We start from the raw sequence: 17,445 nt of genomic DNA on the forward strand, positions 1-17,445 counted from the left end.
TAGACGCTCTGACAAGCCTTACTGCGGGCAAAAAAATACCGCTCCGAAGAGCGGTATCGTTAAGCAGTAAACCTTACAGCGCTTTGAGAATGGCATCGACGCTGGCTTTGGCATCGCCAAACAGCATCTGCGTATTCTCTTTAAAGAAGAGCGGGTTCTGCACGCCGGCGTAACCGGTGTTCATTGAACGTTTAAAGACAATCACATTCTGCGCCTTCCACACTTCCAGCACCGGCATACCGGCGATGGGGCTGCGCGGATCGTCCTGCGCCGCCGGGTTAACGGTGTCGTTCGCGCCAATCACCAGCACCGTGTCGGTATCGGCGAAATCATCGTTGATCTCATCCATCTCCAGCACGATGTCATACGGCACTTTCGCTTCCGCCAGCAGCACGTTCATATGGCCCGGCAAACGCCCGGCAACCGGGTGAATACCGAAACGCACTTTCACGCCGCGGGCGCGCAGTCTTTCGGTAATTTCCGCTACCGGGTACTGCGCCTGCGCCACCGCCATCCCGTAGCCCGGGGTGATGATCACCGAGTGGGAGTTTTTCAGCAGCTCCGCCGTCTCTTCAGCGTTGATTTCGCGGTGCTCGCCCGCCTCCTCTTCGCTACCGCTGGAGGCGCCGTCGGTGCCAAACCCACCGGCAATCACGCTGATAAAGGAGCGGTTCATCGCCTTACACATAATGTAGGAGAGGATTGCCCCGGACGAACCAACCAGCGCGCCGGTGACGATCAGCAGGTCGTTGCTGAGCATAAAGCCCGCCGCTGCCGCCGCCCAACCGGAGTAGGAGTTAAGCATCGAGACCACCACCGGCATATCCGCGCCGCCAATCGACGCCACCAGATGCCAGCCGAACACCAGCGCAATGATGGTCATCAGCAGCAGCGCCAGCACCTGCAGGCCAACGCTTTCGGTGCGTACAAACACCAGCAGCAGCACAAAAGAGACCACCAGCGCGGCGAGGTTCATCTTGTGACGATTCGGCAGCATCAGCGGCTTCGAGGAGATTTTCCCACGCAGCTTACCAAACGCGACAATCGACCCGGTAAAGGTGACGGCACCGATAAAGATACCGATAAACACTTCGGTGAGATGAATATTGACCAGCACCGGATCCATACCCGGGTTGTGGTCGAGATAGCTGTTGAAGCCCACCAGCACCGCCGCCAGGCCAACAAAGCTATGCAGCACTGCGACGAGCTCCGGCATTTCGGTCATTTCGACGCGCTTCGCCAGACGCATACCGATTGCGCCACCGATGATCATCGCCAGCAGGATCCACGCGACGTTGCCAGCATCCGGACCAAAGATTGTCGCCACCAGCGCGATCGCCATCCCGGCGATACCGAAGTTGTTACCCTGCTGGGAGGTTTCGTGCTTTGAAAGCCCCGCCAGGCTGAAAATAAACAGGATCGCGGCAACAATGTATGCAGCTGTAACTAATCCACCAGACATTTGTTACCCCTTAGTTCTTCCGGAACATTTTCAGCATGCGCTGAGTGACGGTGAAACCACCAAAAATATTGATACTGGCAATCAGCACCGCGATAAAGCTGAAGAAGCTGACCCAGCCGCCGTGCCCCATCTGTAGCAGCGCACCGACGACAATAATGCCGGAGATGGCATTGGTGACCGACATCAGCGGCGTATGCAGCGCATGGGAGACGTTCCACACGACGTAGAAACCGACGACGCAGGAGAGCGCAAACACGGTGAAGTGACCAAGGAAATCTTTCGGTGCGACATCAGCAAGCCAGCCAAACAGCACAATCGCCAGCGCCATCAGCGCATATTTACGCCACGGTGATGCCGGTGCCGGCTCCTCTTTCGGCGCAGCGGGGGCAGCTTTTGGTGCGGCCTGCGGTTGGGCAGAGACCTGAATCGGCGGTGCCGGCCAGGTCACTTCGCCTTCACGCACCACCGTTACGCCGCGCACCACCACATCGTCAAAATTAACCACCACGTTGCCATCTTTCTCAACGCAGAGCAGTTTCAGCAGGTTAACCAGGTTGGTGCCATAGAGTTGTGACGACTGGGTCGGCAGGCGGCCCGGGAGATCGGTGTAGCCAATCACTTTGACGCCGTTGGCAGTGGTGGTGACCTGGTTCGGCACGGTATATTCACAGTTACCGCCGTTTTGCGCTGCCAGATCGACAATCACGCTGCCCGGCTGCATGGCGTCAACCATCTCGCGGGTGATCAGTTTCGGCGCCGGTTTGCCCGGAATGAGTGCCGTAGTGACGATGATGTCGACCTCTTTCGCTTGCGCAGCAAAGAGCTCCATCTCCGCTTTGATAAAGGCTTCAGACATCACCTTCGCATAGCCATCGCCGCTGCCCGCTTCCTCTTCAAAATCAAGTTCGAGGAACTCGGCGCCCATACTTTGCACCTGCTCCTTCACTTCCGGGCGGGTATCGAATGCGCGGACAATCGCGCCAAGGCTGTTAGCCGCACCGATGGCGGCCAGACCAGCAACGCCTGCGCCAATCACCATCACTTTGGCTGGTGGCACTTTACCGGCGGCGGTGATCTGCCCGGTGAAGAAGCGGCCAAACTCATGGGCGGCTTCAACAATCGCGCGATAACCGGCGATATTCGCCATCGAGCTCAGCGCATCCAGCGACTGAGCGCGCGAGATGCGCGGAACGGAGTCCATCGCCATCACCGTGACGTTGCGTGCCGCCAGCGTCTCAATCAGCGCCGGGTTTTGCGCAGGCCAGATAAAGCTCACCAGCGTTGTGCCCGGATTGAGCAGTGCAATCTCCTCCTCCAGCGGCGCATTCACTTTCAGGATCACATCCGAATGCCAGACATTATCGCTATCGACAATGGTCGCGCCCGCCTGGGCAAACGCCTCGTCGTCAAAACTTGCCAGCTTGCCCGCGCCGCTCTCAATCGCGACGGTGAAACCCAATTTTAGTAGCTGCTCGACCGTTTTCGGCGTCGCGGCCACGCGGGTTTCATTGGCCAACCTCTCTTTAGGTACACCAATACGCATAGTTTTCCCTTCCATCGGTTTTAGTTGATGGTTTGTCCGTTTTTCGCGGTGGCTAATTAACGCCGTGCGGAAAATAAAACAGTAACAAACTTTCTATAACCTACTGAAAATAACGCCTGCGATCCACCGTCAGAAAAGCGAAATGCTGCACTAATCCGCGAAAATTAAGCGCTGAAGCGGGCTGACAGGGTTATTTGACTTAAATTAACGTGGAAAGGCTGATATTCCGCTTAAGCGAAGCGGCAAAACATGATTTATCTCCGCCCCACCATCCCTTTTAACATTACATTAACTTTAAAAACTCATAACCTTTATCACTTTTGCTGGTCAAGGGGCTATTTTTTCAACATATCACTAAAGGTTATGGTTTATCCCCCTGGCCGCGCACACTCTGTAAAAAATGACGCAGACAGTTGCGCGGTTTAAATGCAATAATCACCGACGTTTTATTAATAACAACTTATGGTTTGCGCAAGGCGAAGGATTATTTTTATGAAGCTCAAGTACACCCTCCTGGCGTCAGCACTTCTGTCCGCAACCGCGTTTACTGCTAACGCCGCGACAGAGTTAACACCGGAGCAAGCCGCTGCGGTGAAGCCTTACGATCGCATCGTGATTACCGGACGTTTTAACGCGATTGGCGATGCGGTTAACGCCGTCTCCAAACGCGCAGATAAAGAAGGCGCGGCCTCTTTTTATGTTGTTGACACCTCTGATGCCAATAACAGCGGCAACCAGCGCGTCACCGCCGATCTCTATAAAGCTGATGCGGCGAAAGCAGACAAGCCGACCTATCGCGAGATCAATGGCGTAACCGAATATCCAAAAGATAAAGCCATTGCGCTCGAGCCTTACGATACCGTGACGGTGCAGGGTTTCTACCGCACCCAGCCGGAAGTTAACGACGCTATCAGTAAAGCGGCGAAAGCGAAGGGCGCTGATGCGTTCTATATCGTGCGCCAGGTTGATGCCAACCAGGGCGGCAACCAACTGATTACAGCCTTCATCTATAAAGCCAATGCGAAAAAACGCGTGATTCAGAGCGCAGACGCCATCCCACGCGACTCCGAAGCGGGCCGTGCCGCGCTGGCAAAAGGCGGTGAAGAAGCGAAGCGTGTTGAAATTCCGGGCGTAGCGTCAGATGCCACCGCAGGCGTCGGCGTCGGCCGTTTCTTTGAAACGCAATCCTCTACCGGTGGTCGTTACAGTGTCACGCTTCCGGACGGTAAAAAGATTGAAGAGCTGAATAAAATCACCGCCGCGCAGATGGTGCCTTTCGACAGCGTTAAGTTCACCGGCAACTATGGCAACATGACTGAAATCTCTTATCAGGTCGCCAAACGTGCCGCCGCAAAAGGCGCGAAGTACTATCACATCACGCGTCAGTGGTCTGAAAGCGGCAACAACATGACCATCAGCGCCGACCTCTATAAATAAGGCGACGCTCAGGGAAAAGGCGGCGCAGAAAGCCGCCTTTTTTTTCAGTTTTATCTACTTTTTCACAAAATTCCCCTCGCCCTCATTGCATGCCCTGACGACTCTCCGTAAAATTCCGCGCCTTAGTGATATCCACCATATTTATGCGCTCCGGCAAAATAATTATTCTGGATGAGTTGCTTTTTTGACAGGATAACAATGGAAAAGAAACTTGGCCTTAGCGCTTTAACTGCGCTGGTCCTGAGCTCAATGCTTGGTGCGGGCGTCTTCAGCCTGCCGCAAAATATGGCGGAAGTCGCCAGCCCTGCCGCGCTGATTATCGGCTGGCTGATCACCGGCGTCGGCATCATCCTTCTCGCCTTCGCCATGCTGATCCTGACCCGCATCCGCCCCGATCTCGATGGCGGCATCTTCACCTACGCCCGTGAAGGCTTTGGCGAGCTGATTGGTTTCTGCTCCGCCTGGGGCTACTGGCTATGTGCGGTGATCGCCAATGTCTCCTATCTGGTGATCGTCTTCTCCGCCCTCAGTTTCTTCACTGACAGCCCGTCATTACGGCTGTTTGGCGATGGCAACACCTGGCAGTCGATCGTCGGAGCTTCTGCGCTGCTGTGGATTGTGCATGCACTGGTGCTGCGCGGCGTGCAAACCGCAGCGAGCATCAACCTGGCGGCAACGCTGGCGAAACTGGTCCCGCTCGGGCTGTTTGTCGTGCTGGCGGCGCTGGCCTTTAACCTCGATAAATTCTCCCTCGACTTCAGCGGCGTAGCGCTTGGCGTGCCGGTGTGGGAGCAGGTGAAAAACACCATGCTGATCACCCTGTGGGTGTTTATCGGCGTGGAGGGCGCGGTGGTGGTCTCTGCCCGTGCGCGTAATAAACAGGATGTCGGCCGCGCGACGCTGCTGGCGGTGCTGGCGGCACTGACGGTCTATCTGCTGGTAACACTGCTCTCTCTCGGCGTGGTCGCGCGTCCGGAGCTTGCAGAAATGCGTAACCCGTCGATGGCCGGGCTGATGGTGAAACTGCTGGGCAGTTGGGGCGAAGTGGTGATCGCGACGGGGTTAATTATCTCCGTGTGCGGTGCCTACCTGAGCTGGACCATTATGGCGGCGGAAGTGCCGCTGCTGGCGGCAACGCACAAAGCCTTCCCGCGTATCTTCGCGCATCAGAACAAACAGAGCGCCCCTGCGGCCTCGCTGTGGCTGACCAACGCCAGCGTGCAGATCTGCCTGGTGCTGATCTGGCTTACCGGCTCGGATTACAACACTCTGCTGACCATTGCCTCAGAGATGATACTCGTGCCCTACCTGCTGGTTGGCGCTTTCCTGCTGAAAATCGCGCGTCGTCCGCTGCACCGCATGGTCGCCGTTGGGGCTTGCCTCTACGGTTTATGGCTGCTCTACGCCTCCGGCCCGATGCACCTGCTGCTCTCAGTGGTGCTTTATGCCCCAGGTCTGCTGGTCTTTATCTACGCCCGCAGCACCCATAGCGAAACCATCTCGCTGATGCAGCGCGAAAAAGTGCTGATTTTCCTGCTGCTGGTTGCCGCCCTGCCCGCCACCTGGATGCTGGTGCGCTGAAATCAGTGCAGGCGACTCCAGCAGTAGATTAACAGCCAGGCGCTGAGGCTCCAGCAGATCACCGCACAGCCCAGCGCCGGCCCTAGCCGCATAAAAGCGGTGAAGTACCAGAGTGAAAGCAGATAGAGAAAGTAAGGGATGATCGCCCACATGCCAAAGATAATGGTGGTGCGCAGCGCCTCGACACCGCGCTCGGTGGCGACAATATAGTGCGCAATCATGGCAAAGGTAGGAAATAGCGGGATTAACCCGGCTATATAGTAGTTTTTTGTTTTCGCCAGCAGACCAATCAGCACTACCACCAGTGCGCCAATCGCCGCTTTCATCAGCAAGCCCATCATTTTTCCTGTTAACACTTCAACAACATAGAGCGCCAGCATAGCGGAAGCGCGTTCGTTTAGAAAAGAGTAATGGCAGGTTCTATCAAGGCGGTGTATGTTGACGTTTTTGCTCATTATGATGGCTTATGAATAAGATCGTTTTTGTAGAAGACGACCCGGATGTGGGTGCCCTGATTGCCGCATACCTTGGCAAGCACGATATGGATGTGATTGTCGAGCCGAGAGGCGATCGCGCGGAAGAGGTGATCGCGCGGGAGAACCCGGAGCTGGTGCTGCTCGATATTATGCTGCCAGGCAAAGATGGCATGACCCTGTGTCGCGATCTGCGCAAAGAGTGGAACGGGCCGATTGTGCTGCTGACCTCCCTTGATAGCGATATGAACCATATCCTGTCGCTGGAGATGGGCGCTAACGACTATATTCTGAAAACCACCCCGCCCGCCGTGCTGCTGGCACGGTTGCGTCTCCATCTGCGCCAGCGCAGCGCAGCGGCCGCCGAGCCTGCGGTGCCATCGCTGAAACAGCATAAAACCATTACCTTCGGCACACTGTCGATTGACCCCGTTAACCGCCAGGTGCTGCTGGCAGGCGTTGAGGTGGCGCTCTCAACCGCTGACTTCGATCTGCTGTGGGAGCTTGCCACCCACGCGGGACAAATTATGGATCGTGATGCGCTGCTGAAAAACCTGCGCGGCGTAAGCTACGACGGGATGGATCGCAGTGTTGATGTGGCGATTTCGCGCCTGCGTAAAAAGCTGCTCGACAGCGCCACTGAGCCCTATCGTATTAAAACCGTCCGTAACAAAGGCTATCTGTTTGCTCCCCATGCGTGGGACAACTGAAATCCGTAACCAGGTGTCACGATGAAAAAGCTGTTCGTCCAGTTTTACCTTCTGCTGTTCGTCTGCTTTCTGGTAATGACGATGCTGGTCGGTCTGGTCTACAAATTTACCGCCGAGCGCGCTGGCCGCCAGTCGCTTGATGACCTGATGAAGAGCTCGCTCTACCTGATGCGCAGCGAGCTGCGCGAAATCCCGCCTCACGAGTGGGCAAAGACCTTAAAAGAGCTCGATCTCAACCTCTCGTTCGATCTGCAGGTCGAGCCGATGAACAAGTTCAACCTCGATCCGGCGGCTGCCCAGCGTCTGCGCGAGGGCGATATTGTCGCGATTGATTCGGAATACACGTTTATCCAGCGCATTCCGCGCAGCCACTATGTGCTGGCGGTCGGCCCGGTGCCCTATCTCTTTTTCCTGCATGAAACGCGGCTGCTGGATATGGGGTTAATGGCACTGATTGCCATCTCTCTGGCCTTCCCGGTCTTTATCTGGATGCGACCGCACTGGCAAGAGATGCTGCGGCTGGAGTCTGCCGCACAGCGCTTCGGCGAAGGACATCTTGAGGAGCGCATTCATTTTGACAGCGCCTCCAGTTTCGAGCGGCTCGGTATCGCTTTTAACCAGATGGCGGACAATATCAACGCCTTAATCGCCAGTAAAAAGCAGCTGATTGATGGCATCGCCCATGAGTTGCGTACCCCGCTGGTCAGGCTGCGTTACCGGCTGGAGATGAGCGATAACCTCAGCGAGGCGGAACACACCGCGCTGAACCGCGATATCGGGCAACTGGAGGGGTTGATTGAAGAGCTGCTGACTTACGCCAGACTCGATCGCCCACAGACCGAGTTGCAGCTGACGACGCCGGATCTGCCCGCCTGGTTTAGCAGTTATCTCGACGATGCGCGCAGCATGAACCCGCAGCACAGCTTACTGCTCGACTGCCAGGCAGGCGACGAATATGGCGCGCTCGATATGCGCCTGATGGAGCGCGTGCTGGATAATCTGGTCAACAATGCCCTGCGCTACAGCGAAGGGACGATTAAGGTAACGTTGCAGCGTCAGGGATCGCTTGCCAGCATGACGGTGGAAGATGATGGCCCAGGTATCGCACCGGCGGAACGGGAGCGTATTTTCGAACCCTTTGTGCGCCTCGATCCGAGCCGCGATCGCGCCACCGGCGGTTGCGGCTTAGGGCTGGCGATTGTCCACTCCATCGCCCAGGCCTTTGGCGGCAGCGTCAGCTGCGGCGAGAGCGAGCTTGGCGGCGCGAAATTTACCTTCCAGTGGCCGATCTACCATAACCTTCCGCTTCCTGTTTAACCCTTCAACGCACAGTGGCTAATGCCCGGCTCCTGTGCTATAAACCATTAGTATGTTGTAACTACAGGAGTGCAAAATGGTCGCGTTAGATCTGATTGACCGCCTGAACAGCACCTTTCGCCAACTGGAGCGTGAGCTGGCGGCGCTGAAGGCTGAACTGAGCGAGTGCCGCCTGATGGTCGCCCGCGTCTTTACCCTGCCAGAGATTGCCAAAGGGACCGAGCATGATCCGCTCCCGACCATCGCGGTGAAGCAGCATATCGGCAAAGCGGCGGCCGGCCTCGCGCTCAACCACTACACCCACCTCTTTATTCAGCAGCAGTCGGAAAACCGCAGCAGTAAAGCCGCCGTGCGGCTGCCGGGCGTGGTCTGTTATCAGGCAAGTGACGCGATGTTGCAGGCGCTGGAGGCGCGCATTAACACGATTAATTCGCTCAAGCAGGCGTTTGAAAAGATCGTCACGGTTGAGTCCGGCCTGGCGCCCACGGCCCGCTTCGAGTGGGTGCATCGCCATCTGCCGGGGCTGATTACCCTCAATGCTTACCGCACATTAACACTGCTGCGCGCACCGGCGACCATCCGTTTCGGCTGGGCCAATAAGCACATTATTAAAAATTTCACCCGCGATGAGGTGCTGGCGCAGCTGGAGAAGAGCCTGAAATCACCGCGCGCGGTGGCAGGCTGGAGCAGAGATGAGTGGCTGGCGCGCGTTCAGCAGGAGTACAACGATGTCGCCGCCCTGCCGCAAAAAGCGCGATTGAAGATCAAACGCCCGGTGAAGGTACAACCTATCGCCCGCGTCTGGTACGCCGGCTCGCAAAAACAGGTGCAGCACGCCTGCCCGACGCCGATTATCACGCTGATATCGGAGGAGAATGGCGGCGCGGTGCCGGACGTCGGCGAACTGCTGGACTACAACGCCGATAATATTCAGCACCGCTACAAACCGCAGGCGCAGCCGTTAACCCCGATTATTCCCCGGCTGCACCTCTACGTGGCGGATTAGGCAGGCTTCATGCTGCCGACCATCGATTCCGGCCGCACCCAGCTGTCAAACTCGGCTTCCGTCAGGTAGCCGAGCGCCAGCGCCGAGGCTTTCAGCGTCAGCCCCTCTTTATGCGCCTTCTTGGCAATCTCCGCCGCTTTGTCATAGCCAATATGGGTATTGAGGGCGGTCACCAGCATCAGCGACTCATTCAGCAACTGATCGATTCGCTCCCGGTTTGGCTCAATGCCAACCGCACAGTGCTCATTGAAGCTCTCCATGCCATCCGCCAGCAGGCGAATCGACTGCAGGAAGTTATGGATCACCATCGGGCGGAAGACGTTAAGCTCGAAGTTACCCGACGCGCCGCCCATATTCACCGCCACGTCATTGCCCAGCACCTGGCAGCAGAGCATGGTCATCGCTTCGCACTGGGTCGGGTTAACTTTGCCCGGCATGATGGAGCTGCCCGGCTCGTTTTCCGGGATCGAAATTTCGCCAATGCCGCAGCGCGGGCCGGAGGCGAGCCAGCGCACATCGTTGGCGATTTTCATCAGCGACGCGGCAAGCCCTTTTAACGCGCCGTGGGCATGCACCAGCGCATCGCAGGTCGCCAGCGCTTCAAACTTGTTCGGCGCGGTAATGAACGGCTGCTGCGTAAAGCTTGCCAGCTCTTTTGCCACCCGTTCGGCATATTCCGGATGGGTATTCAGCCCGGTACCTACTGCGGTGCCGCCCAGCGCCAGTTCGCCGAGATGCGGCAGGCTCTGTTCGATATGTTTAAGATTGTGCTCCAGCATCGCCACCCAGCCGGAGATCTCCTGGCCGAGGGTCAGCGGCGTTGCATCCTGCAGATGGGTACGGCCAATTTTGACGATATCGGCAAAGGCGGTGGCCTTTTCACTGAGGGTCTTTTTCAGCACCTGAAGCTGCGGGATAAGCTGCTCGCGCACGCCAATCACCGCCGCGACGTGCATCGCCGTCGGGAAGACATCGTTGGAGCTCTGGCTCTTGTTGACGTCATCATTGGGGTGAATTTTACGCGCCATACCGCGCTCGCCGCCGAGGATCTCGCTGGCGCGGTTTGCCAGCACCTCATTTATGTTCATGTTGCTTTGGGTGCCCGATCCGGTCTGCCAGATCGCCAGCGGAAACTCGTCAGGGTGTTTTCCGGCCAGCACCTCATCGGCCGCCGCCATAATCGCGCGCGCCTTCTCTTCCGGCAGCAGCCCCAGATCCTGATTCACTTTTGCCGCCGCGCGTTTGGTCAGCGCCAGGGCGTGGATCAGCGAGACCGGCATCTTCTCTGTTGAGATACGGAAATGCTCAAGCGACCGCTGGGTCTGCGCGCCCCACAGTTTATCTGCCGGGACGTCAATCGCGCCCATCGAATCTTTCTCACTGCGATGCGTTGTCATTACTCTCTCCTTGGGTACAAAGTGATAGGGTTTTCGACTGGCTCACTTGCAAACAGGTAAAAGTATTGATGCTTTTTAGAATGTTGTTGTGAAGTTCGTGCTTTATAACCGCCAAAACGGGGAAAAGCCGCCCCGCAGGGCGGCAGGTACTATTTCAGGCAGTTGGCGCACTGGCCAGACTGGATCTGCTGGAAGAAGTCATTGCCTTTGTCATCCACGAGGATAAACGCCGGGAAATCCTCCACCTCAATTTTCCAGATAGCCTCCATACCCAGCTCCGGGTAGGCGACGCACTCGAGATGTTTAATGCTGTTCTGCGCGAGGATCGCCGCCGGGCCGCCGATGCTGCCGAGGTAGAAGCCACCGTGTTTCGCGCAGGCGTCCGTCACCTGTTTGCTGCGGTTGCCCTTCGCCAGCATAATCATGCTGCCACCCTGGGATTGCAGCTGATCGACGTAGGAGTCCATACGTCCGGCAGTGGTTGGGCCGAGCGATCCCGACGCGTACCCTTCCGGCGTTTTCGCCGGTCCGGCGTAGTAGATCGGGTGATCTTTTACGTACTGCGGCAGATGCTCACCGCTGTCCATCAGCTCTTTCAGTTTGGCGTGGGCAATGTCGCGGGCGACGATAATCGTCCCGGTGAGCGACAGGCGCGTGGAGACCGGATACTTCGACAACTGAGCCAGGATCTCGCTCATCGGGCGGTTAAGATCGACTTTTACCGCCTCGCCCTCGCCCGCCTGCCGCAGAGCTTCCGGGATGTATTTGCCAGGATTCTGCTCAAGGCGCTCAAGCCAGATACCGTCGCGGGTAATTTTGCCTTTAATATTGCGGTCTGCGGAGCACGACACGCCCATGCCGACCGGGCAGGATGCGCCGTGGCGCGGGAGACGGATCACGCGGATATCGTGGGCGAAGTATTTGCCGCCGAACTGCGCGCCGAGGCCGAGGTTGCGTGCTTCCTGCAGTAACTCCTGCTCAAGCTGCACGTCGCGAAACGCCTGGCCGTGCTCGTTACCCTGGGTTGGTAGCGCGTCATAATATTTGGTCGAAGCCAGTTTCACGGTTTTCAGCGTCGCTTCCGCAGAGGTCCCGCCAATGACAAAAGCGATGTGGTACGGCGGGCAGGCCGCGGTGCCGAGGGTGCGCATTTTTTCTACCAGATAGTTTTTCAGCTTCGCCGGGGTGATCAGCGCTTTTGTCTCCTGGTAGAGATAGGTTTTGTTTGCCGAGCCGCCGCCTTTGGCGATAAACAGGAATTTATACGCCTCGCCGTCCACGCTGTAGAGATCGATCTGCGCAGGCAAGTTGGTGCCGGTGTTGACCTCTTTATACATATCCAGCGGCGCGTTTTGCGAGTAGCGCAGGTTATCTTCGGTATAGGTGTTGTAAACGCCCTGCGCCAGTGCGGCTTCATCGCCGCCGCCGGTCCAGACGCGCTGCCCTTTTTTACCCATAATGATCGCCGTGCCGGTATCCTGGCAGGTCGGCAGAATGCCTTTAGCGGCGATTTCCGAGTTGCGCAGGAACTGCAGTGCGACATATTTATCGTTCTCGCTCGCTTCGGGGTCGCTCAGAATATCGGCAACCTGCTGCTGATGCGCCGGGCGCAGGAGAAACGACGCATCATGGAAGGCATGCTGTGCCAGCAGCGTCAGCGCCTGCGGATCGACTTTGAGAATATCCTGCCCCTCGAACTGGGCAACGGAGACGTGGTCGCGGCTTAGCAGATAGTATTCGGTGTCATCCTCTCCGAGGGGGAAAGGATCCTGATAACAGAAGGGTTTGTTCGACATTGTTCTCTCACTTACGGCAAGATTTGGTTATTGTTCAGGCAGGAGATCCCTCAGCCTGTGTTAAAGCGAGTCGCCATATCCTACACAAATTTTTAACAAAAACTGAGACTAGTACGACTTTTTACCCTCACTGATTACTTCCGCCGGGTTTGTTGCTTTAATGGCGCGATAATTTTCCTAATCAAAAAGGGCTTGATAATGCAAAAACTCATCAACTCCGTGCAGAACTATGCCTGGGGTAGTAAAAGTGCGTTAACGGATCTCTACGGCATCGCCAATCCGGATAATCTGCCAATGGCCGAGTTATGGATGGGTGCCCACCCGAAGAGCAGCTCAAAAGTGCAGGACGAACAGGGGCAAACCCGCGCGCTGCGCGAGGTGATTGAGGCCGATAAGCGCCGCCTGCTCGGCGATGCCGTGGCTGAACGCTTTGGCGAACTGCCGTTCCTGTTTAAAGTGCTCTGCGCTGACCAACCGCTCTCAATCCAGGTTCACCCGAACAAGAAAAACTCAGAGCTGGGCTTTGCGAAAGAGAACGCGGCCGGTATCCCGCTGGATGCCGCGGAGCGCAACTACAAAGATCCTAACCACAAGCCGGAACTGGTCTTTGCCCTCACCCCTTTCCTGGCGATGAACGCGTTCCGCGAGTTCTCTGATATCGTCTCTCTGCTGCAACCTGTCGCCGGTGCACATCCCGCCATCGCCCACTTCCTGCAGGCACCCGGTGCCGAGCGCCTGAGCGAGCTTTTTGCCGCGCTGCTCAATATGCAGAACGAAGAGAAGTCCCGCGCGCTGGCGGTGCTGAAATCGGTGCTTGATAAAGAGCATGGCGAGCCGTGGAACACTATCCGCACCATCGCCGAATTCTACCCGGACGACAGCGGCCTCTTCTCACCCCTGCTGCTTAACGTGGTCAAACTTAACCCCGGCGAAGCGATGTTCCTGTTCGCGGAAACCCCGCACGCTTACCTTCAAGGCGTGGCGCTGGAGGTGATGGCCAACTCCGATAACGTGCTGCGCGCCGGGTTGACGCCGAAATATATTGATATCCCGGAACTGGTGGCGAACGTCAAATTCACGCCGAAAGCGGCAGATGATCTGCTGACGCAGCCGGTTCGTGACGATGCCGCCCTCGATTTCCCGATCCCGGTCGCTGACTTTGCCTTCTCGCTGCACGATCTCTCCACCCACGAAACGCCGCTGGCGCAGCAGAGCGCGGCGATTATCTTCTGTGTCGAAGGTGAAGCGGTGCTCAGCAAAGGTGAACAAACGCTGGTGCTGAAAGCGGGTGAATCGGCGTTTATCGGCGCGGATGAGTCGCCGGTCGCCGCGAGCGGCACCGGACGGGTGGCACGCGTGTTTAATAAAATCGACTAAGTTACTGAAGTTTTAAGCAACTATTGCTAAGCTTTAGCGAACTTCATTGACAGTCCAGGCGGTTTACACCGCCTGGTTTCTTTTTCAGGGATAAGCGCTATGAAAAAAACGTTGGTTGCCGTCGGGGTTATTGTTGCATTAGGTGTCGTCTGGGCAGGCGGAGCCTGGTATACCGGGAAACAGCTGGAAGGTCGTCTGGGCGAGATGGTGAGCCAGGCAAATGCCCAGATCAAACGCAGCGCGCCGGACGCCAATGTTGAGCTTTCGGCGCAGGATTACAAACGCAGCCTCTTCTCCAGTACCTTTACCCTGCAGGTCAAGCCGATTGCCGGCACCACCAGCCCGTGGCTGAAGCCGGGTCAGAGCGTGGTTCTGCATGAAAATGTCGATCATGGCCCCTTCCCGCTGGCGCAGCTAAAATCCTTCAGCCTGACGCCGGCAATGGCCTCCGTCCATACGCAACTGGTCAATAATGACGTCACCAAAGCGCTGTTTGAGATGGCGAAGGGTGAGTCGCCGTTCGTCGCCGAAACGCGTATTGGCTACGCCGGTGATACCCGCAGCGACATCAACCTGCGCGCGCTGAATTTCGAAAAAGAGGGTGAGAAAGTCGCTTTCGGCGGCGGTAATTTCCGCGTCAGCGCTGATAAAGAGGGCAATGCGGTCGCGGTGAGCGGCGAAGCGCAAAGCGGCCTGGTCGATACGGTTAACGAGTTTGGCCAGAAAGTGCAGCTCTCCTTTAATAACTTCAAAACCGATGGCTCGAGCGAAATGAGTGCTTTCAATGAGCGCACCGGCAGCCAGAAGATGAGCCTTGATAAACTTGCTATCTCCATTGAAAACAAAGAGATGGCGATTCTTGAAGGGATGGAGCTTACGGCGAAATCGGACGTGGCGGATGATAAGAAAAATATCAACAGCCAGGTCGATTACACCCTCAACAGCCTGAAAGTCCAGGGCCAGGATCTCGGCAACGGCAAACTGACGCTGAAAGTCGGCCAGGTTGATGGCAACGCCTGGCATCAGGCCACGCAGCAGTATGATGCGCAGATCCGCGCGCTGATGGCGCAGCCTGATATCGCCCAGAATCCTGAGCTGTACCAGCAGAAAGCGACCGAAGCGTTTCTCAGTGTCGTACCGCTGCTGCTGAAAGGCGAGCCGGTGATTACCGTTGCTCCGCTGAGCTGGAAAAATGCGAAAGGCGAATCGACCTTTAACCTCTCGCTGTTCCTGAAAGATCCGGCAAAAACCGCTGACGCCCCGCAGACGCTGGCGCAGCAGGTCGATCGCAATGTGAAATCTCTCGACGGCAAGCTCTCCATTCCGGTAGATATGGCGACCGAACTGATGACCCAGGTGGCGAAGCTGCAAGGGTATCAGCAAGAGGATGCGGCGAAACTGGCTAACCAGCAGGTGAAAGGCCTGGCGGCAATGGGCCAGATGTTCCGCATCACTACCCTTGAGAACAACACCATTCTCACCAGCCTGCAGTATGCCAACGGCCAGGTGACGCTGAACGGCGAGAAGATGCCGCTGGAGCAGTTTGTCGGCATGTTTGGCCTGCCGTCACTGCAGCCAGCCGTGCCGGGTGAAGCGGTTCCTCCCGCTCCGCCGGCAATACCGCAGCAGTAAGCAAAACGCCCCTCACATGAGGGGCATTTTTTTGCTTTCCCCTGGAAGATATATCCTCCGTAAGCCCCTTTTCCCTTCCCTATCTATTTCTTTCAGTTATTATTAGCCAGCAAAATTCGGGGCTGCTGAATGCTTTGTAGCGCGAGGCTGATAACCGAATCAGTCCGTTGATGCAAAATCATTCTTTTGGCATTTAGCCCGTTGAAGAGAGGACAGTCGTGAAAGGTTTCCAGGATAAAGGTCCGGATGAGAGTGCGTTCTTCCCGCCGGGTTGCACGCCCTCGCAAGAGGAGTTGTTAGGCGAAATCGTGATCGAGCTTTTGCGTGAAAAAGGCCAGGTCAGCCGACAGAGTCTCTGTATCAAACTGGCAGCGCGTCTCGATAACGCCAACGATCCGTTAACAGAAGCGCGCTATGGCGATCTGCTGAAGCTGATTTTCACCAGAAAAATGGGCTCGTCATTTCCATAATTTTAATGAATGCGCTATAACGTTCAGCATAACGTTACTAAGATGCATGACCGGGAAACCTTTGTACGGTGCAGCAAATGTGTGAGGCAGAATGAGTAAAAATGAGTCAGATAAGCTTGTAGATACGGTAATGGGCGAGGCGGTACTGGCCCTGCTTGATTCAGATGATGATGTCTCTTTCGATGCGCTGATTGGGCAACTGCAAGAGTCCCTGATGAGCGAAGCCGACAGCACGCGACGCGAAGCGCTGCAAAGTGCGATCAGCGGTATTCACCACTATAAAACCCAGCCGGCCTCACGCGGGCGCAAAAGCAGTTTACAGGTCAGCCGCTTAAAGAGCCGGTTGCCTTTATCAGGCCCGGGCATCGATAACAAAGCCCGCAAGCACTGATTTTCCAGCAACAACTCATCATCAGGTCTGGCGTTCCCTACCGGACCCTTACTTTTCACCCTTCTATTCAGACTTGCTTCGCATGTTCCGACGAATGCACAGTGGATTTGATCTGGCCGGCGAGCCTGGAAGAGAGAATCAACAGTGCAACAAGGGAGAGTCATTGAACGACGATGTGCAAGTTGAACCTGAAGAGATCCATGAGGTCATCGGCATAGCCGCTACCTACCTTATGCACTCTCAACGGCCTGTGAAACCCAGCAACCTTGTAATGGTGCTGCGTGCACAGAGCAGTATAACCACCGACCCCAGACAGAAGCGCGTGCTTGATGCCGCCCGGCAGCTCATCCTCGAACGGGTAACCTACTCCGCCTGACTGGCGTAAAAAACGCCTTCGTCCTCAATGAAGGCGTCTTCGTTGATCAATCGTGCCGTTTTACATATCGTCCGGCGTTTTCTGCACTACCCGCTCTAAGGCGCGGCGATAAATCTCCAGCGTTGCGGGATCGTCTTCCGTTTCCAGCAGCCCAACCAGCGCGAGGATGAGATGTTTATGGGTGATATCACGCTGTTGCAAACGCAGGTTAGCAAGGATCGTGCTAATAACCTGCTTTTCAGCCTCATTATCACCGGCACTCGCGCCAAAATAAGCGTTGAGCTGCTCTTCTGTGGTTGTCGTCTGCATAGTCATCCTGAATAGAGATACCAATAGCGGGCCTCCGCGTCATGGCTGGAGGATCTTAATTTCGCCCCTAAAAATAGTCGCGGTTTTCGGCCTTCGCAACCGGGTATATGAAATTTTCTCATCCATTTAGTAAAGCTGGAAAACAGCTCGCAAATCCCCCTCTATCTA

General features: G+C 56.3%; 16 protein-coding genes. 10 read left to right on the forward strand and 6 right to left on the reverse strand.

Annotation, left to right across the window (positions count from 1 at the left end):
• Positions 1-73: 73 nt before the first annotated feature.
• Both pntB and pntA read right to left on the reverse strand, forming a co-directional pair.
• On the reverse strand, positions 74-1,462 hold the full coding sequence (gene pntB, locus IAE48_RS00290; protein ID WP_200133090.1) for a Re/Si-specific NAD(P)(+) transhydrogenase subunit beta: 1,389 nt from the start codon (positions 1,460-1,462) through the stop codon (positions 74-76).
• A gap of 10 nt (positions 1,463-1,472) precedes the next feature.
• Positions 1,473-3,005 (reverse strand): Re/Si-specific NAD(P)(+) transhydrogenase subunit alpha, encoded by a 1,533-nt coding sequence (gene pntA / locus IAE48_RS00295; protein ID WP_200133091.1) that lies wholly within the window; start codon positions 3,003-3,005, stop codon positions 1,473-1,475.
• 492 nt (positions 3,006-3,497) lie between these two features.
• Here pntA and ydgH point away from each other — a divergent pair, with 492 nt between their 5' ends.
• Both ydgH and IAE48_RS00305 read left to right on the forward strand, forming a co-directional pair.
• On the forward strand, positions 3,498-4,442 hold the full coding sequence (gene ydgH / locus IAE48_RS00300) for a DUF1471 family protein YdgH (RefSeq protein ID WP_200133092.1): 945 nt from the start codon (positions 3,498-3,500) through the stop codon (positions 4,440-4,442).
• A gap of 198 nt (positions 4,443-4,640) precedes the next feature.
• Positions 4,641-6,023 carry an amino acid permease gene (locus IAE48_RS00305; protein WP_128483039.1) on the forward strand — a complete coding sequence of 461 codons (1,383 nt, stop codon included), beginning with the start codon at positions 4,641-4,643 and terminating at the stop codon, positions 6,021-6,023.
• A 2-nt stretch (positions 6,024-6,025) separates the two neighbouring features.
• On the opposite strand, the gene IAE48_RS00310 is transcribed toward IAE48_RS00305, so the two are convergent.
• Entirely contained in the window at positions 6,026-6,361 is a 336-nt protein-coding gene (locus IAE48_RS00310) for a GlpM family protein (protein ID WP_200133281.1), read from the reverse strand.
• A 128-nt stretch (positions 6,362-6,489) separates the two neighbouring features.
• Between IAE48_RS00310 and rstA the strand changes: the two genes are divergently transcribed.
• The 3 genes from rstA (at position 6,490) to tus (ending at position 9,529) form a co-directional block, all read left to right on the forward strand.
• Positions 6,490-7,206: a two-component system response regulator RstA gene (gene rstA, locus IAE48_RS00315; RefSeq protein ID WP_200133093.1), complete on the forward strand. Its 717-nt coding sequence runs from the start codon at positions 6,490-6,492 to the stop codon at positions 7,204-7,206.
• Positions 7,207-7,227: 21 nt separating this feature from the next.
• Positions 7,228-8,523, forward strand: coding sequence for a two-component system sensor histidine kinase RstB (gene rstB, locus IAE48_RS00320; RefSeq protein ID WP_094419986.1), 1,296 nt, complete (start codon positions 7,228-7,230; stop codon positions 8,521-8,523).
• A gap of 76 nt (positions 8,524-8,599) precedes the next feature.
• Entirely contained in the window at positions 8,600-9,529 is a 930-nt protein-coding gene (gene tus / locus IAE48_RS00325; protein ID WP_200133094.1) for a DNA replication terminus site-binding protein, read from the forward strand.
• Here the strand turns inward: tus and fumC are convergent.
• Positions 9,526-10,926 carry a class II fumarate hydratase gene (gene fumC / locus IAE48_RS00330; RefSeq protein WP_200133095.1) on the reverse strand — a complete coding sequence of 467 codons (1,401 nt, stop codon included), beginning with the start codon at positions 10,924-10,926 and terminating at the stop codon, positions 9,526-9,528. The genes tus and fumC overlap by 4 nt on opposite strands.
• 149 nt (positions 10,927-11,075) lie before the next feature.
• A complete protein-coding gene (fumA, locus tag IAE48_RS00335) occupies positions 11,076-12,722 on the reverse strand; it encodes a class I fumarate hydratase FumA (RefSeq protein ID WP_200133096.1) in 1,647 nt (548 codons plus the stop codon).
• A 198-nt stretch (positions 12,723-12,920) separates the two neighbouring features.
• On the opposite strand from fumA, the gene manA reads away from it, so the two are divergent.
• From manA to IAE48_RS00360, 5 genes are all read left to right on the forward strand, one after another.
• Complete coding sequence (manA, locus tag IAE48_RS00340) at positions 12,921-14,099, forward strand: mannose-6-phosphate isomerase (protein WP_200133097.1); 1,179 nt, start codon at positions 12,921-12,923, stop codon at positions 14,097-14,099.
• Between the two features lie 99 nt (positions 14,100-14,198).
• Entirely contained in the window at positions 14,199-15,731 is a 1,533-nt protein-coding gene (locus tag IAE48_RS00345) for a YdgA family protein (protein ID WP_200133098.1), read from the forward strand.
• Positions 15,732-15,949: 218 nt separating this feature from the next.
• Positions 15,950-16,201 carry a two-component-system connector protein YcgZ gene (locus IAE48_RS00350; RefSeq protein ID WP_200133099.1) on the forward strand — a complete coding sequence of 84 codons (252 nt, stop codon included), beginning with the start codon at positions 15,950-15,952 and terminating at the stop codon, positions 16,199-16,201.
• 91 nt (positions 16,202-16,292) lie between these two features.
• Positions 16,293-16,592, forward strand: coding sequence for a hypothetical protein (locus IAE48_RS00355; protein ID WP_148285641.1), 300 nt, complete (start codon positions 16,293-16,295; stop codon positions 16,590-16,592).
• 163 nt (positions 16,593-16,755) lie between these two features.
• Positions 16,756-16,968 (forward strand): hypothetical protein, encoded by a 213-nt coding sequence (locus IAE48_RS00360; RefSeq protein ID WP_148285640.1) that lies wholly within the window; start codon positions 16,756-16,758, stop codon positions 16,966-16,968.
• A gap of 60 nt (positions 16,969-17,028) precedes the next feature.
• Here the strand turns inward: IAE48_RS00360 and IAE48_RS00365 are convergent, their stop codons facing one another.
• Complete coding sequence (locus IAE48_RS00365) at positions 17,029-17,277, reverse strand: biofilm development regulator YmgB/AriR family protein (protein ID WP_042715260.1); 249 nt, start codon at positions 17,275-17,277, stop codon at positions 17,029-17,031.
• Positions 17,278-17,445: the final 168 nt, after the last annotated feature.

This window comes from Kosakonia sp. S57, assembly GCF_016516575.1.
GTDB lineage: Bacteria > Pseudomonadota > Gammaproteobacteria > Enterobacterales > Enterobacteriaceae > Kosakonia > Kosakonia cowanii.